A 16,743-nucleotide genomic window follows, 5' to 3' on the forward strand; every position below is an offset into this window, starting at 1 on the left:
TGCCACATCAAACTATTTTTTAATAACAGTTGTACTTAAAATTTTAACCGGATTCACAGGTGCAGATTTTTCAGAACCATCCGCATTATCCTTAACTTCAGCACTAGCAATTTTATCTACCACATCCATACCACTAATAACCTGTCCAAATACTGTATAGTTGCCATCAAGTGAGGGATTGCCACCCTTTTGATATGCTTTAATAATTTTATCTGGATAATTTTTCTTCTTTAATTGCGAAGCGACATTTTCATGATTTTGGTTGATAAAAAATTGTGAGCCATTTGTATCTGCACCAGCATTAGCCATTGATAATGCCCCTCTGATATTATACAAAGATGCCGAAATTTCATTCTTAAACCCTGAGCCAGAATCAATTTTTGAATTTTTATTTTTCCAAATTGACGAACCACCAATTCCTGTACCAGTAGGATCACCACCTTGTATCATAAAATCATTAATGACACGATGGAAAATTGTGTTATTGTAATATCCTGTCTCTGCATGTTTCACAAAATTCTTTACCGCAAGTGGTGCGTATTTATTAAATAATTTCACCTTAACATTACCGACCGTCGTTTTTATTTCAACAACCGTTTCATTCTTATGAACTGCGTTCGAAAGTTGTGGTAACGGTTGTTTATTTAATTCTTTTTTTGACAACGTCTGTTTCGTCTGAGTGGTTGACTGCTGGTTAGAATGCGATGATAGAAACGCAATGCCAATGACAGCTAGAACGACGACAACTACTACGCTAGCAACAATCATTTCTGATCGACCCTTCTTCATTTTGTTAACTCCCATTCTTTATTAACACTAAAGCATAAATATTATGAACCATTGTATAATTTTTTGCTTAGCCTAAAGATAAAATAATCACTTAAATTAGCGACTTGTCATCTTAAATTCTAAGAAATAATCATTATATGTGCCTACCCAAGATGGTCCTAAATCTTTATAAACTTCTAAATGTGACAAAGTCTTTTTTGAAGGATACCAAGCTTTATTATTTTTGATTGAACGTGGCAATAATTTTACCGCCTCTTTATTAGGAGTTGCATAACCAACATATTCAGCATTTTGTTCTGCATGCTTTGGCTCACTCATAAAATTGAGAAAAGCATACGCTGCTCGCTTATTGGTAACAGTTTTAGGCATGACAATATTATCAAACCACAAGTTACCACCATCACTGGGAACAATATAATGTAAATGCTTATTTTCGGCTATCATCTCAGAGGCATCTCCAGAGTAATCAACCGCTAATGGCGCTTCATTCTGAGCCATATACATCTTAATCTCATCAGCAACAATTGCCTTAACGTTAGGCATCAATGTATCTAGCTTTCCTTTAGCAGCTGCTAACTCAGGAATACTTTTTGTATTAACAGATTGCCCGCTCGAAGCTAAAGCCATTCCCATAACGTCACGGGATGAATCAATCAACATAATACTTTTCTTATACTTTGGTCGCCATAAATCATTCCAAGTCTTTATCTCGCCAGGTTTAATATATTTATCGTTATAAACGATTCCCAATGTGCCCCAAAAATAAGGTATTGAGTATTTATTACCTGGATCAAACGATTGATTCATAAATTGTTTATCATAATTTTTCAATCCAGTTAACTTACTATGATCTAATGGTACGAGCAAATTGGCTGATTTCATTTTTTGAATCATATAATCAGAAGGAACCGCTAAATCATAGTGCGTACCTCCTTGTTGAATTTTTGTAAACATTGCTTCATTAGAGTCAAATGTTTCATAATCAACTTTATAACCCGTTTCTTTTTGAAATTCTTTTATCAAAGATGGGTCAATATAGTCACCCCAATTGTATATAGTGAGTTTTTTGTTGCCTGTACCTTTTGCACTAGTACTTGAATTTTCAGAATGCTGAAAACCTAGATTAATACCAAAAAGTAATAATACAGCTACTAAGATAACCCCTGATAACCAAATAATTCTTTTCATTACTGATGCACCACCATTCTTGCACCACGCTTTTTCTTACCATTTTTTGAACTATAATTTGAAATAAAGTAATAGATAATTACTAAAATCAAAGATAGTAAAAACATAAGCGCTGACATTGCGTTAATTGATAAATCAATTCCCTGTCGTGCACGCGAGTAAATTTCAACTGATAGCGTTGAGAAACCATTACCTGTAACGAAAAAGGTAACTGCAAAATCATCTAAGGAATAAGTGATTGCCATAAAGAAACCTGATAAAATACCAGGCCAAGCATAAGGCAAAACAACGCGAGACAAGACTTGATAATTATTCGCCCCTAAATCACGAGCTGCATCTACCAATGCAGGATTCATCTCATTTAGTTTTGGTAAGACCATCAAAACAACTATTGGAATTGAAAAAGCAATATGTGACAGAACTACTGACCCAAAACCTAATTTTAATCCCACTATTGTAAAGAAGATCAAAAAACTTGCACCAATAATAACATCTGGTGAAACCATCAAAATATTATTCAATGACAGTAGTATATTTTTAACACTTTGCCGTTTTGTATTATAAATTCCTAACGCACCAAAAAGACCAATCAAAGTCGCAATCAAAGCAGATAACAACGCAACAATGAATGTGTTGACCAATATTTGCATCAACCGTGTGTCAGCAAACATATCGACATAATGACGCCATGAAAATCCTGAAAAATCGGTCATAAAGTCACCTTTATTGAACGAATAAAAGATTAAATAAAAGATTGGTGCGTACATTAAAATAAATACAAAAACCAAATAGAGATTAGCCCATTTTTTTGATTTACTTGCCATGTTTTGCCCCTTTCTTTTTATGATCTCTGGTCAATAACATCGTTAGTCCCATTGCAAGAATAAGAATAACACCAATTGTCGAGCCCATGCCCCAATTTTGTGTGACTAAGAAATGTTCCTCAATTGCCGTTCCTAGTGTAATGACACGGTTACCACCAATCAATCGTGTAATCATGAATAATGATAGCGTTGGAATAAATACAGCCTGAATACCAGCTTTAACACCACCCATTGACATAGGAAAAATGACCCTGACTAACGTTTGCCATGAATTTGCACCAAGATCACGGGCAGCATTAATATAACTTTGATCCAGCTCAACAAGGGAATTAAAAATAGGCATTATCATAAACGGAATTTCAATATACGCTGCCACAATCAAAAACGATGCATCAGTAAACATAATCTGTTGTGGACCAATACCAATTAAAGTTAAAAAATTATTGACTGTGCCAGTTTTAGAAAATAAACCAATAAATGCATAGGCTTTTAATAATAAGTTAACCCACGTGGGTAAAATCACCAGTAATAACCAAAATTGTGCATGCTTTAATCTGCTCATAATATAAGCCATTGGATAACTGATTAATAGCGTTATGACCGTAACGACGAATGCAAAAAACACCGAATTAAAGGTCATGCGTAAGTATGTACCCGAACTAAAATAAGCCTCATAATTTGCTAACGTAAAGTGTCCAGATAGATTACCAAATGACTGAATAACAAGTAGGATAACTGGCGCAATAACAAACAATCCCAACCACAAGAAGTAAGGGATTGTATAACTAAATGTATGATTACGATTCATGCAAACCATCCTCCTCTGAATCCTCATACTCTTCCATACGTGCATCGAAATCTTCCTCAGATTCATTTAACCGCATAATATGAATATCTTCTGGATCAAAGAATAACCCACGTCTTTCCCCGATAACTGCTGGGTTTGTTGCTTGAATTTGCCAGTCATTTTGATCATCATCATGAGCTGTGATTTCGTAATAATCTCCTCGGAACGATTGATCATCAATGGTAACAACTAATTTACCTTTGTCAACCGCTACCAAATCTAAGTCTTCAGGTCGCAGGACAACTTCAACTTGCTCATTTGGTCGCATACCACCATCAACATTTTCAAACTCTTTACCCGCAAATGATACCAAATAATCTTTTCGCATGACACCTGGTAAAATATTTGATTCACCAATAAAATCTGCAACAAAGTGATTAATTGGCTCATCATAAATATCCACTGGTGTACCGTTTTGGACAATCTCACCATCATTCGTAACAAAAATCCAGTCCGACATTGCCAAGGCTTCTTCCTGATCATGCGTTACAAAAATAAAAGTGATGCCTAATCTTTTTTGTATTTCACGTAATTCATATTGCATATCCTTACGTAATTTGTAGTCTAATGCCGATAGCGGCTCATCCAATAATAGGACTTCTGGGTCATTTGCTAGTGCTCTAGCAATTGCGACTCGTTGTTGCTGTCCACCAGATAACTCAGATATTTCTCGGTCCTCAAAACCATCTAACTTTACGAGCGCCAACATTTCAGAAACTTTGGCTTTTATATCACCTTTATTGATGCCTTTAATTGACATGCCAAATGCAACGTTATCAAAGACGTTCATATTCGGAAATAGTGCATAATTTTGAAAAACAGTATTTACGCGACGTTTTTCAGGCGGTAAATCATTCATCCGTTTACCCTCAAATAAAATATCTCCTGAAGTCGCTTCCAAAAATCCTGCGATAAGACGTAAGATAGTTGTTTTACCAGACCCTGATGGTCCTAATAAAGTATAAAATTTGCCAGCCTCTATTTCTAAATCTACTGACTTTAAAACAATATTATCATCATATTGTTTGGCAACATTTTTAAATTCGATAATTGGTTGTGCCACTATCAGTACCACCTTTCTTTGCATAACCTTAATTATACAAATTTATCAAAAAATAGTCGATAACGAAAGATAGGCACTTACAATTAAAAAAAGAAGATGTTGATTTAATAATCAACATCTTCTTTATATACATATCTAAAAACTAAGTTTAGTCATTTGACTCCCCATACTTAGCAATGATATCTTCTTGAACGTTCTTAGGAACTGCTTCATAGTGATCAAATGACATTTGGAATGTTCCACGACCTTGCGTAGCTGAACGCAAAGTAGTTGCATATCCAAACATTTCTGATAGCGGAACCTTAGCATGGATCAACATTTGCTTACCACGTTGTTCTTGACCTTCAAGCAAACCACGACGAGCTGAAACGTGACCCATTGCATCACCCAAGTTATCCTCAGGAACAACAATGTCAACCTTCATGATAGGCTCCAAAATAACAGCACCAGCGGTCTTTGCAGCTTCACGTAGTGCCAATGAAGCAGCAATCTTGAAGGCAGCTTCAGATGAGTCGACATCGTGGTATGAACCATCATACAACTTTGCCTTCAAATCAACCAATGGGAATCCAGCCAAAGGACCATTGTTCAATGAATCCTTCAAACCAGCTTCAACTGAAGGGATGTATTCACGAGGAACAACACCACCAACGATGGCATCTTCGAATTCGAATCCAGCACCTTCTTCGTTTGGTGCGAACTCAATCCAAACATCACCATATTGTCCCTTACCACCTGATTGACGCTTGAAGTATCCACGAGCTTGAACAGTCTTTGTAAATGCTTCACGGTAAGCAACTTGTGGTGCACCAACAGTAACATCAACGTGGAACTCACGCTTCATACGGTCAACAATAATATCTAAGTGAAGCTCACCCATTCCAGAAATCAAAGTGTCACCAGTTTCTTGATTCGTTTCTGCACGGAATGATGGATCTTCTTCAGCAAGCTTTTGCAAAGCAACAGTCATCTTTGCTTGGTCTGCCTTAGTCTTAGGCTCAACGGCTAATTGAATAACTGGGTCAGGGAACTCCATTGACTCCAAAATCAATTGACGATCTGGTGAAGTCAAAGAATCTCCAGTAGTCGTATCCTTCAAACCAATGGCAGCAGCGATATCACCTGAGAATACCTCAGGGATCTCTTTACGGTCAGTTGCGTGCATTTGTAGCAAACGACCAACACGCTCACGCTTACCCTTTGAAGTGTTCATAATGTATGAACCTGACTCCAATGATCCAGTATATACACGCAAGAATGTCAAACGACCAACGAATGGATCAGTCATAACCTTGAAAGCCAAAGCAGCGAATGGATCTTCGTCGTTCGCAATCAAGTCAATTTCTTCACCCGTCTCTGGATCGTTAGCAACATATGGCTTAACATCCAATGGAGATGGCAAGTAATCAACAACCGCGTCCAACATCATTTGAACACCCTTATCCTTGTAGGCTGAACCTGCAAGAACTGGGTAGAATTGTAGTGAGATTGTTGCACGACGAATAGCTGCCTTTAACTCGGCTTCAGTGATTTCTTCACCTTCCAAGTACTTGTCCATGATTTCATCATCAACATCAGCAATAGCTTCAACCAATTCGTTGTACTTTTCCTCTACTAAGTCTGTGTATTCAGCTGGGATTTCACGTTCTTCCCATTCCTCACCAAGTTCAGTAGTTGGATACATTGCCTTCTTTTCAATCAAGTCAATGACACCAGCAAAGTCATCTTCTGCACCAATTGGCCATTGGATAGCTTTTGCGTTTGCATCCAAACGTTCCTTCAATGAGTCAACAGACATACCAAAATCAGCACCTAGCTTGTCCATCTTATTAACGAACACAATACGTGGTACTTGATAAGTCTCAGCTTGACGCCAAACTGTTTCAGTTTGTGGCTCAACACCAGCGGCACCATCCAAAACGGCTACGGCACCATCAAGCACACGTAGTGAACGCTCAACTTCAATAGTAAAGTCCACGTGACCTGGTGTGTCAATGATGTTAACACGGTATGGATCATTCTTAAATTGGTCATAGAAACCATGCCAAACAGCAGTAGTTGCGGCAGATTGGATCGTGATTCCACGTTCCTTTTCTTGATCCATAAAGTCCATTTGTGAGGCACCATCGTGCGTTTCACCAATTTTGTGAATCTTACCAGTGTAGTACAAAATACGCTCTGTCGTCGTTGTCTTACCAGCGTCGATGTGGGCCATGATTCCAATGTTACGAGTACGTAGCAAAGGGTATTCACGCTTGTTAGCCATGAGTAAATTCTCCTTGAGTTTCTTAACATTTAATTTTGTAATTGGTTAAATGTTTGGTTGTCTACTTTTATTATACCTTAAATACACCAAAAGTGGCTACTGTCATTTGACTGCAGCCACAAAATTGGAATATTACCAACGGTAGTGTGCGAAGGCACGGTTGGCTTCAGCCATCTTGTGTGTGTCTTCACGCTTCTTAACAGATGCACCAGTATTGTTAGCAGCATCCATAATTTCCTTCGCCAAACGTTCTTCCATAGTGTGCTCACCGCGGGCACGTGAGTATTGCACCAACCAGCGCAATCCCAATGTCACACGACGCTCTGGACGAACTTCGACAGGAACTTGGTAGTTAGAACCACCGATACGGCGTGCTTTAACTTCCAATACGGGCATAATATTGTTCAATGCTTCTTCAAAGACAGCTAATGGTTCGTTACCAGTAACTTCCTTAATACGATCAAAAGCATCGTATAAAATTGTTGAAGCAGTTCCACGCTTACCATCAAGCATCAAGCGATTGATTAAACGTGAAACAAGCTTTGAGTTGTAAATTGGATCTGGCAGAACTTCAGCCTGCTTAGTGTAACTCTTACGTGGCATTATTTAGTCCTCCCTGATTATTTTTTCTTGTTCTTAGGGCGCTTTGCACCGTACTTAGAACGTGATTGCATACGACCGTCAACACCAGCAGTATCTAGTGCACCACGGATAATGTGGTAACGAACTCCAGGCAAGTCCTTAACACGACCACCACGGATCAAAACAACTGAGTGTTCTTGAAGGTTGTGTCCAATACCTGGAATATATGCAGTAACCTCAATCAAGTTTGACAAACGTACACGGGCGTACTTACGCAAAGCTGAGTTAGGCTTCTTAGGAGTCATAGTACCAACACGGGTAGCAACACCACGCTTTTGTGGTGAAGAAACATGAGTGGCCTTCTTTGATTGTGAGTTATAACCAAAGTTCAAAGCAGGTGACTTTGACTTTGTGCTCTGTGACTTACGAGGCTTACGAACCAATTGGTTAATTGTAGGCATTTCGAAGAGTCCCCTTTCAATTTTTCTTTTTATAGTAGTTAGTCCACATTTCCAGGCGTGTCATTTATTAGACAACAGTACTGGCAAATAGACTTTATTTGGTACTTCTCGTTTACGAGTTCAGCACGTCGCGTAACCGCAAACACCCTGCTAACTAAAAGCACAATTAATAATATAACACCATTTCGTTCCTTATGCAACCCTTTTATCACATAAAAACGTTGATAGATTGGCTTTTAGTTTGCAAACAATACCGGGCGTGTCATTTTTGCTAAATATAGGTTTTATAGTGTCTTTATTTCTAATTAATTTAGAAAAAGGAATATACACTGATGTTTTTTGACTTATTACTATTAACGACATTATTAACTCTTTCTTACCAAGACGTCTGTCATCAATATATTAATAGCTTATGGTTGATCCTACCATTACTATTTGGTGCTTTATTTTACCGCACCCCTATCTGGTTATTATTTTCAATTTATTGTCTTTGTTTGGTAATTAATATACTTAGTGGTGAACGCTTTATTGGCAATGGCGATTTAGATGTTTTAGCAACCTTAAGTTTATATGTTACGTTTCAACAATTTTGGTTTATTTGTACAATTGCCTGCGCTTGCCAATTATTTTTTCATTTACTGACTCACAAACAAATGATTGCATTTATCCCGGCCATCACCATGGGATATATCGTGTTCTTAGTACAGCAAATTTGGATAAAATAAAAACGCCATGATTAATATCATAGCGTTTTATTACTTACTAAGCATTAAACCAATGCTAACAAGTCAGCCTTCTTTGCTGAAGAAGCAAATTCAATACCGTTTTCTGACAAGTATGCCTTAATTTCAGCAACAGTGTTCTTATCAGTTGGCTTTGAAACAGACTTTGATGCAGCTTTTGGTGCAGCAGCGTTGATAACAACACCCTTTTCCAAAGTAGCAGCTGACTTCTCTGCAACAACTTGACCGTTGTCAGCCAAAGCCTTCTTTGCTGATTCAACCAAAGCTGAGAAAGCTTCAAAGTCTGAAACAGCTAATTCTGCCAACATCTTACGGTTCAAAGTTGAACCCATCAATGACAAACCGTTCATGAAACGTGAGTATGACAAACCGTTCATACGTGCACCAGCATTAATACGTGCAATCCACAACTTACGGAAGTTGCGCTTTGTTTGCTTACGGTCACGGAATGCATAGAACCATGACTTCCAAACTTGTTGCTTAGCAACTTTGTAGTTGATATGACGTTGACCACGGTAACCCTTGGCCAACTTGATCATCTTCTTACGACGTGAACGCGTAACGTTACCACCCTTAACTCGCATGGGTATTTCCTCCAGTAATTTCTAATTTTTTATTCGGAACCAGTTATAATTATTAAAAATTAATAATTAACGGCTCAACAAGTGCGTATATGTCTTCAAAGTTGTGTGGTTCATCATTGAAGTTCCACGCAATTGACGACGTTGCTTCTTAGTCTTACCGTGGAAACGGTGTGACGTATAGGCGTTAGCTGACTTCAACCCACCATTAGCAGTCTTCTTGAAACGCTTTGCTGAAGCGCGGTGTGTCTTATACTTAGGCATTGATATGTCCTCCAAACTGGTTTAATTACTTAGTCTCTTTGGGTGCAAGCACCATAAACATGCTGCGCCCTTCCATCTTAGCTCTTGATTCCACCTTTGCGATTTCTTCAAGATCCATTGCCATACGGTTCATTACTTCACGCCCAATTTCCTTGTGTGTGATAGCACGTCCGCGGAAACGAATTGACACTTTAACTTTATTACCCTTATTTAAGAACTTGATTGCATTGTTCTTTTTGGTATTAAAGTCATTAACATCAATAGTTGGGCTAAGACGAATTTCTTTAATATTGACAACTTTTTGATTCTTTCGTTGCTCACGTTGCTTTTTCTGAGCTTCAAATTTGAACTTACCATAGTTCATAATCTTTGCTACAGGTGGTTTCGCGTTGGCTTGCACCAATACCAAATCCAAATCCGCATCGTCAGCAAGGCGTTGTGCATCTGCTGTTGACATGACACCTTGGTCACCGTCATCAGTAATCAGACGAACTTCACGAGCACGAATGCGATCATTGATTAAATCTTTTTGTTGTTGTGGTTGGCGTGCGTTTGCTATGATCCTTACCTCCGAAAAAACTTGCGATAAAGTAAAAGCGGCTTGCCGTTACACACGACAACCCGCCATCTATCATCTTTACGATAAAATGATTAACCTGATAAGTAATCTTAACTAGGTGAATAGCGGGTATGCCATTACTTTATTTCCTAACAAATATTAATTATACACTGGGCTAATTTAAAGTCAAGGACTTGTTTAGAATACCGTTGATAAATTTACGCGACTTATCATCAGTAAAATCATGGGCTAATTGTAAAGCCTCATTAACCGCAATTTTAGCCGGCACATCCGTAAATTTTGCTTCATACAAAGCTAAACGCATCAAAACTAAATCAGTTGTATTTAAACGATCCAATGTCCAATCTGATGATAAATGATCTGTAATCATTAAATCCAACTCATCTTGTTTAGCTACAACTCCTAAGACAACTGAAGTTAAATCTGCTGGTATTTCATCTTCCCAAGCAATTTCAGGATCGCCTACTAAAACTTGGGTAATTGTCGTATCAACATCTGCTGTTGGATTTAAAGCTAACCCAAAAAGTGATTGGAACGCTGCTTGACGAATTTGGTGTCGATTTAGTTCGGTCATTATTTGGTTCCTTCCGTGTCTGATTCTTCACCAAACAAATTGTTAACATCAACAGAACTAGTGATTTTTTGTGAAACAACACCTTGTACGTGAACATTAACGAGGTTCACTTGTAATTCTGTCATTGCTGCAACCTGTGAGGTTACTCGTTGCTGAATTGCATGAGATACTTTCGGTACGCTCACACCATAGTTAAGGTATACGTATACATCCACAGTTAAGCCATCTGCAGTTTGCTGTAATGCGACACCCTTACCATGGACACGTCGACCAAACGCCTCTTGCGCACGTTCAGATAATGAACCAGATAAACGAGAAACGCCTTCGACTTCTTGTGCAGCTAAACCTGCGATAATCTCTAACACGCGCATACTAACTAATGTTTCACCAGAAGCCTCACTTGAGTGTGTTAATACGATTGTCTCCTCTGCCATACGGAACTAACCTCCCTAAGATAGTTTGAAAGCGCCGGCCGGCTGCCGGTCGGCGCTTTCTCAATTGATATAGTTAATTATACCCAATTTTGCCAGTAAAGACTAGGCACGTGAAGTATATGATCCACCATTGTCAGTATTAACAACAAGCTTGTCACCTTCATTAATGAAGTCAGGCACGATGATAACCAAACCAGTTTCCATCGTTGCGGGCTTACCACCACCATTAGCAGTTGCACCCTTGATACCTGGTTGTGTTTCCTTAACTGTAAGTTCAACAGTCTTAGGTAGTTCGACATCTAAGATTTCACCATTATAAGTTGTAATCTTAACGCTCATGTTTTCTAGCAAAAACTTCAATGCATCAGCGATTTTGTCTGCTGGAATAGAAATTTGCTCATATGTTTCATTATCCATGAATACATGTTGATCACCATCAGCATACAAATATTGCATATCCGTTTGGTCAATGTTTGCCGTTTCAAACTTATCACCAGGACGGAAAGTTACTTCGTTTACTGCACCTGTACGTAAGTTCTTCAACTTTGAACGCACAAAGGCTGCACCTTTACCTGGCTTAACGTGTTGGAATTCCAAAACGCGCCAGATTGATTGGTTATACAAAATTGTTAAACCAGTTTTCAAGTCATTCATACCAATAGTTGCCATGATTGAATTCTCCTAAATTTATGTCTTTCTGAATTATATTATCAGTTTTCTTCGCTAAAAACCAGTTTTATATATATTTTTAACAGAATGTTTTTTAATTCTTTGTTCGTCAAAAAAAATTACACACCAATCAAAAAAACCGAAACAACCCTGCTTCGATTTTTAAACTTCTATTTTCAAGAATTACAAACGTGCTTGTAATGATTCTGTCAATTCTTCGTATCCTGGCTTACCAAGCAAACCAAACATATTGCGCTTGTATGCCTCGACTCCCGGTTGATTGAACGGATTAATACCATTCAAATAACCTGAAATACCAACAGCGACCTCAAAGAAATAAATCATTTGCCCCAAAGCAAATTCATTTTGCTTATCAATCTCAACAATCATGTTAGGTACGCCACCATCAACGTGGGCAAGCATAGTTCCTTCAGAAGCCGTGCGATTAACATAGCTCATTTGCTTTCCTTGCAAATAACCCAAGCCATCATCAGCATCCATCGTTGGAATGGTTACGTCAGTGACTGGTTCTGTGACACGAATCAACGTTTCAAACAAATTGCGACGACCGTCTTGAATATATTGTCCAAAACTATGCAAATCAGTAGAGAAGTTTCCAGATGCTGGGAAGATTCCCTTGCCATCCTTACCCTCTGACTCTCCTTGCAATTGCTTCCACCACTCACCAAATTGTGTCAAAGTTGGATCATAATTAATCAATAATTCCGTTGTATAGCCTTTACGGTACAAAATATTACGGTAGGCTGCATACTGGTAAGCTGGGTTTTTTGATAAATCAGCATCTGCGTACGCCTTTTCACCAGCTGCCGCTCCGGCCATCAATTGTTCAATATCGCCACCACCAACGGCAATTGGCAACAATCCAACTGCTGTTAGTACTGAGAAACGCCCACCAACACCATCTGGCACAACAAATTCTTCGTAACCTTCTTCATCCGCTAAGGTCTTCAAAGATCCCCGGGCAGCATCCGTCGTTGCATAGATACGCTCACGGGCACCTTCAACGCCATACTTGTCTTCTAACAATTGCTTAAATACACGGAAAGCAATCGCTGGTTCTGTCGTGGTACCAGACTTTGAGATAATGTTAACAGAGAAATCACGATCACCAATTAACTTGATTAAGCTATTCAAGTATGCTGGCGCAATTGAATTACCAGCAAACAAAACTTGTGGGAAGTCACGATCTTCATCACGATAATAGTTAGCAAAATAATCATTAAGGAAATCATTAGCTGCACGCGCACCTAAATATGATCCACCAATTCCAACAACAACAAGCACTTTTGAATCACTCTGAATTTTCTTAGCAGCTGCTTGAATTCGAGCAAATTCATCTTTGTCATATTCTGTTGGTAGGTGCAGCCAGTCTGTGTACTCTGCACCAACACCAGTTCCCTGACGTAACAACTCATCTGCAACACTAACCATTGGTTGCATCATTGATAACTCTTCTTCTCCCACAAAAGAAGCCAACTTTGAAGTATCAAATGATAATGTGGTCATAATTAAATCCTTCTTCCTCTATATCGTTATATTACTATTTTTTATATGCGGTATAGACCAATTATAGCTTTTCCTAGTAAAAAATGAAAGTGTTTCCATGTAATCTTTTACACAATATTTTAGCTTAATCTAAATTCTTGAACTTATAAACCGTGCGATAAGTTTGTTTCTTACCTGCAGGCAAAACAATATCCCCAAATCCTTCATGATTAATCGCATCTGACAATGTCTGTGCTTCCAACGCAATTGCATTATATGGATGCTTGTCAAACCACTCACGATCACCTTCATGATAAGCAACTTCTGGATCTGCAATAAAGAAGATAATAGCATTTCTGTCTGAATAAACCTCAATACTACGGCCAGACTTAGGATCTGACACCACTGCAGCCGGACGACCAGCAACTTGATTGATTTCAAAAGCATTATCAAATTTCACATCATATGGACCATCTAACTTAGCCAAATTATCACCAATTCTAGTTGGTTCGTTAAAATCAAATGGTGTATTTGCATTATCTAGGAAGTTTCCAGTTGGTGTTGTATCTTCTGGACGTAATTCCAAACGACGTTGTGAATGAATTTGCAAATTCAAATCACGAGCATCAGTGTCAATACCAGCTGGATTGAAGTATCCATGGCTAGTTGGATTAAATAAAGTATCTTCGTCTGATTCGGCAGAGAAAGTCAAAGACACTTCATCATCATCAGAAAATGTATAAGTAACTGATGTTGGCATTGTACCAGGGAAATGATCAATTTCTTCAGTCATCGTGGTTGTAAATGTTACTGAATTTGTCGCCTGATCAATCGTATAATCCCACATCCGATTTGAGAAATTATCTTTACCACCGTGCAACGCATTACCTAATTCATTATCTTTCAAATGATAAGTCTTACCATTCAACGTAAATTTTGCGCCTGTAATACGGTTACCTACGCGACCAATAACGTCCCCAACTGAATATGCTTGTTCCCATAATTTGTCAGTCGTATGTAATCCAACCATCAAATCTTGATTATCATTTGTTTTAAAGAATTGCCATGTAGCACCCCAATTTGTCACACCAATTTTATGACCATTTTTATTTTCAATCACAATTTGCTCTGCAATTTCGCCATTTGGCATCTTACCAATTTCATGAACAGTTACTGTCATTATCGTTCCCTCTTTTCAATTCCCCTAAAATATCCATCTATAAAATTCCAATATACTTGTATTTTAACACATTATTTTGCACGCAACTGGATATAAATAAACCGTTTTCATAACGATTATAACCTCATCATAAAATAAACAAAAAGTTCTAGAAAGAATTTGTTTTAAATTCTTTCTAGAACTAATCTTAGATTGTTTTGTTAAACATATGAAATTATAATTTTGCAATTAAAATTGCACCAACAACTACCAAAACTGATCCAATTGCAATATACACCATTTGACGTGGTGTTTTCTTCTCTTTTAGTAAGAAAATTGCACCAAATGTACCTACGATAACACCCGTTTGTGATAAGGTTGCAGCAATTGCTTGACCAACATTTGGATTGGCAGCTGAGATAAACATGAAGACATTTCCAAGTCCCCAAACTAAACCAGTTACCATATTACGCCAAGTTCCTTTTTCAAACATTGTCTTACCCTCTTTCATAAAGAAGATAACAATCACTAATGCGCCTAGAACTTGTCCAATTGATTGTGGACCAACAATCGCCGTCATGTAGTCCAAACCTTTGTTTTGATTATGTACATGATCAGTAATATACCCAACTTTATTGAGTAAATTAGGAAAAATAAAATACAACATATATCCTAATGTTGAAATTAGGATAGCAATTGCACCGCTTTTTGCTTCATGATTAGCAGACGCTGTACCTGGTTGTGCTGAATCTGGCAATGCTGTCAAAACAGCACCCAAACCGACGGCAATGATAGCGATTGTTCCAAACAACCACATATGCCCAGTCTGCCATTCTCCCAACACAATAGCGGCCAATAATGCATTACCAATAATTTGACCTGCAGTTGACAATGGTTGCCCAATTGAAACACCTAATTTTTTATAACCAACAAATTGACCTGCAGTTCCAACCGCCCAAAAAATTCCAGAAACGAAACCAACTAACCAAATACGTGGATTAAAAGCAAACGACATGCCGGAATTTGGAATAACAAAAACACATAGGGTCAATAAACCAAAGACTAATGATCCAAAAGTCATTCCTAATGTTCCTTGAGCAGCCGTACCACCCATCTTTGTGGTAACTAAGCCCACTGATCCCCACGCCAATGCCGGAATCAATGCAATTAAAATTGACATAATATCTCCTTCACAATTATTCAAAAAATATTCACAACATTGAATGATAACATAGTAAATCTTCAAAAACAATGTATCCGTTATCATTTTTATGATATATTTTTGAATCAAATGTAAAATGAGTTATTAATTAATTTTTGATGGTAATAGAATTTCAAAAGTTGTGCCAATTCCTAACTTAGATGACACTTTTATCTCACCATGATTGGCACTAACTAGTTGTTTGACAATCGCCATCCCCAACCCAGATTCACCGCGTTTCGTACGTGATGGATCAGCCTTATAGTATCGCTGCCAAATTTTACCTAACTGGTCTTCAGTCATTCCTATCCCAGTGTCCGAAATGACAATATGTGCTTGTCCGGCTATCTCATCAACTGCCACCGTAATAATGCCATTTGTTGTAAATTGGATGGCATTAGCTAAGATATTCGTTAAAATTTGTGCAACTTGATCTGGATCTGCATAAACGATTACGTCTTGTTCGGTCAAATCTTGAATCTCATCACCAACTGACTCAGCCTGCTTAGTCAATTGTTCAATTTGACGTCGAATAACTGAAACAACACTAAATTGTTCAGGTCGGTTGTCTAGTTGTTGTTGTCGTAATCGCTCATATGAGAGCGTTGACTTAATTAACCTTGTCAATCGATCTGCTTCTTCTTTGATTAAATCATAAGAATGTTGTTGTTCATCTGGACTGATAACGCCATATTGCAAGCCTTCAGCAATACCTGCAATCGTTGTAAGCGGTGTCCGCATTTCGTGTGAAGCATTTGACAACATTGCCGCTTCTTCATCACGCTGTGCAACAATTTTGTTTTTTAAAAACTTTATCTCATGCTGTTGTTTTCCTAATAAACTAACTTGTTTTTTAAGCAAGATTAGACCATAAACGCCAATCGCCGTTATCAGAGTTAATACTAAAATGGTGATCAATTCATTCAAATGGCACAATATCAACAAAGTCGCCAATACAAACATCAGAATTAATATAATTAACAATTTTTCAATGCGCCCTTTTTTCATTTGC

Annotated in this window: 19 protein-coding genes and 1 pseudogene; 1 reads left to right on the plus strand and 19 read right to left on the minus strand. The window is 38.0% G+C overall.

From position 1 onward, the window contains the following. Nucleotides 1-12 precede the first annotated feature (12 nt). From HMPREF0877_RS08450 to rpsL, 8 genes are all read right to left on the minus strand, one after another. Nucleotides 13-789, minus strand: a complete 777-nt coding sequence (locus HMPREF0877_RS08450; protein WP_040761099.1) for a peptidylprolyl isomerase — start codon at nt 787-789, stop codon at nt 13-15. A gap of 96 nt (nt 790-885) precedes the next feature. Next, nucleotides 886-1,977, minus strand: a complete 1,092-nt coding sequence (locus HMPREF0877_RS08455) for an ABC transporter substrate-binding protein (RefSeq protein ID WP_002828923.1) — start codon at nt 1,975-1,977, stop codon at nt 886-888. Further along, a complete protein-coding gene (locus tag HMPREF0877_RS08460) occupies nt 1,977-2,801 on the minus strand; it encodes an ABC transporter permease (RefSeq protein ID WP_002828924.1) in 825 nt (274 codons plus the stop codon). Before HMPREF0877_RS08460 ends, HMPREF0877_RS08455 begins: the two co-directional genes overlap by 1 nt. Beyond that, nucleotides 2,791-3,609: an ABC transporter permease gene (locus tag HMPREF0877_RS08465; protein WP_002828925.1), complete on the minus strand. Its 819-nt coding sequence runs from the start codon at nt 3,607-3,609 to the stop codon at nt 2,791-2,793. The genes HMPREF0877_RS08460 and HMPREF0877_RS08465 overlap by 11 nt, the downstream gene beginning before the upstream one ends. Further along, nucleotides 3,599-4,735: an ABC transporter ATP-binding protein gene (locus tag HMPREF0877_RS08470; protein ID WP_002828926.1), complete on the minus strand. Its 1,137-nt coding sequence runs from the start codon at nt 4,733-4,735 to the stop codon at nt 3,599-3,601. Before HMPREF0877_RS08470 ends, HMPREF0877_RS08465 begins: the two co-directional genes overlap by 11 nt. Before the next feature lie 124 nt (nt 4,736-4,859). After that, on the minus strand, nt 4,860-6,977 hold the full coding sequence (fusA, locus tag HMPREF0877_RS08475) for an elongation factor G (RefSeq protein WP_002828927.1): 2,118 nt from the start codon (nt 6,975-6,977) through the stop codon (nt 4,860-4,862). A 132-nt stretch (nt 6,978-7,109) separates the two neighbouring features. Then, entirely contained in the window at nt 7,110-7,580 is a 471-nt protein-coding gene (gene rpsG, locus HMPREF0877_RS08480; RefSeq protein ID WP_002828928.1) for a 30S ribosomal protein S7, read from the minus strand. A 17-nt stretch (nt 7,581-7,597) separates the two neighbouring features. Then, the gene (gene rpsL, locus HMPREF0877_RS08485) at nt 7,598-8,020 is read right to left on the minus strand and encodes a 30S ribosomal protein S12 (RefSeq protein WP_002828929.1); all 423 of its coding nucleotides are present in this window, start codon (nt 8,018-8,020) and stop codon (nt 7,598-7,600) included. 332 nt (nt 8,021-8,352) lie between these two features. Here rpsL and HMPREF0877_RS10145 point away from each other — a divergent pair, with 332 nt between their 5' ends. Further along, nucleotides 8,353-8,745, plus strand: a complete 393-nt coding sequence (locus HMPREF0877_RS10145) for a hypothetical protein (RefSeq protein WP_002828930.1) — start codon at nt 8,353-8,355, stop codon at nt 8,743-8,745. A 44-nt stretch (nt 8,746-8,789) separates the two neighbouring features. On the opposite strand, the gene HMPREF0877_RS10455 is transcribed toward HMPREF0877_RS10145, so the two are convergent. From HMPREF0877_RS10455 to HMPREF0877_RS08535, 11 genes and pseudogenes are all read right to left on the minus strand, one after another. Further along, entirely contained in the window at nt 8,790-8,957 is a 168-nt protein-coding gene (locus tag HMPREF0877_RS10455) for a HeH/LEM domain-containing protein (RefSeq protein WP_258182385.1), read from the minus strand. Beyond that, nucleotides 8,934-9,347: pseudogene (gene rplT, locus HMPREF0877_RS08490) on the minus strand (50S ribosomal protein L20); the annotation flags it as partial. The pseudogene rplT and the gene HMPREF0877_RS10455, both read right to left, overlap by 24 nt. 66 nt (nt 9,348-9,413) lie before the next feature. After that, complete coding sequence (gene rpmI / locus HMPREF0877_RS08495) at nt 9,414-9,608, minus strand: 50S ribosomal protein L35 (protein ID WP_002828932.1); 195 nt, start codon at nt 9,606-9,608, stop codon at nt 9,414-9,416. Between the two features lie 25 nt (nt 9,609-9,633). Then, nucleotides 9,634-10,167 carry a translation initiation factor IF-3 gene (infC, locus tag HMPREF0877_RS08500; protein ID WP_050755328.1) on the minus strand — a complete coding sequence of 178 codons (534 nt, stop codon included), beginning with the start codon at nt 10,165-10,167 and terminating at the stop codon, nt 9,634-9,636. Between the two features lie 175 nt (nt 10,168-10,342). Continuing rightward, the gene (gene nusB, locus HMPREF0877_RS08505; protein ID WP_002828934.1) at nt 10,343-10,762 is read right to left on the minus strand and encodes a transcription antitermination factor NusB; all 420 of its coding nucleotides are present in this window, start codon (nt 10,760-10,762) and stop codon (nt 10,343-10,345) included. After that, nucleotides 10,762-11,196 carry an Asp23/Gls24 family envelope stress response protein gene (locus tag HMPREF0877_RS08510; RefSeq protein ID WP_002828935.1) on the minus strand — a complete coding sequence of 145 codons (435 nt, stop codon included), beginning with the start codon at nt 11,194-11,196 and terminating at the stop codon, nt 10,762-10,764. Before HMPREF0877_RS08510 ends, nusB begins: the two co-directional genes overlap by 1 nt. Before the next feature lie 102 nt (nt 11,197-11,298). Next, nucleotides 11,299-11,865, minus strand: coding sequence for an elongation factor P (gene efp, locus HMPREF0877_RS08515; protein ID WP_002828936.1), 567 nt, complete (start codon nt 11,863-11,865; stop codon nt 11,299-11,301). Nucleotides 11,866-12,048: 183 nt separating this feature from the next. Then, nucleotides 12,049-13,392, minus strand: a complete 1,344-nt coding sequence (locus tag HMPREF0877_RS08520) for a glucose-6-phosphate isomerase (protein ID WP_002828937.1) — start codon at nt 13,390-13,392, stop codon at nt 12,049-12,051. A 124-nt stretch (nt 13,393-13,516) separates the two neighbouring features. Continuing rightward, a complete protein-coding gene (locus tag HMPREF0877_RS08525) occupies nt 13,517-14,551 on the minus strand; it encodes an aldose epimerase family protein (protein ID WP_002828939.1) in 1,035 nt (344 codons plus the stop codon). 214 nt (nt 14,552-14,765) lie between these two features. Further along, nucleotides 14,766-15,710 (minus strand): GRP family sugar transporter, encoded by a 945-nt coding sequence (locus HMPREF0877_RS08530; RefSeq protein WP_040761108.1) that lies wholly within the window; start codon nt 15,708-15,710, stop codon nt 14,766-14,768. Nucleotides 15,711-15,836: 126 nt separating this feature from the next. Further along, the gene (locus HMPREF0877_RS08535; RefSeq protein WP_050755329.1) at nt 15,837-16,739 is read right to left on the minus strand and encodes a sensor histidine kinase; all 903 of its coding nucleotides are present in this window, start codon (nt 16,737-16,739) and stop codon (nt 15,837-15,839) included. Nucleotides 16,740-16,743 lie beyond the last annotated feature (4 nt).

It is taken from the genome of Weissella paramesenteroides ATCC 33313, from assembly GCF_000160575.1.
Lineage (GTDB): Bacteria > Bacillota > Bacilli > Lactobacillales > Lactobacillaceae > Weissella > Weissella paramesenteroides.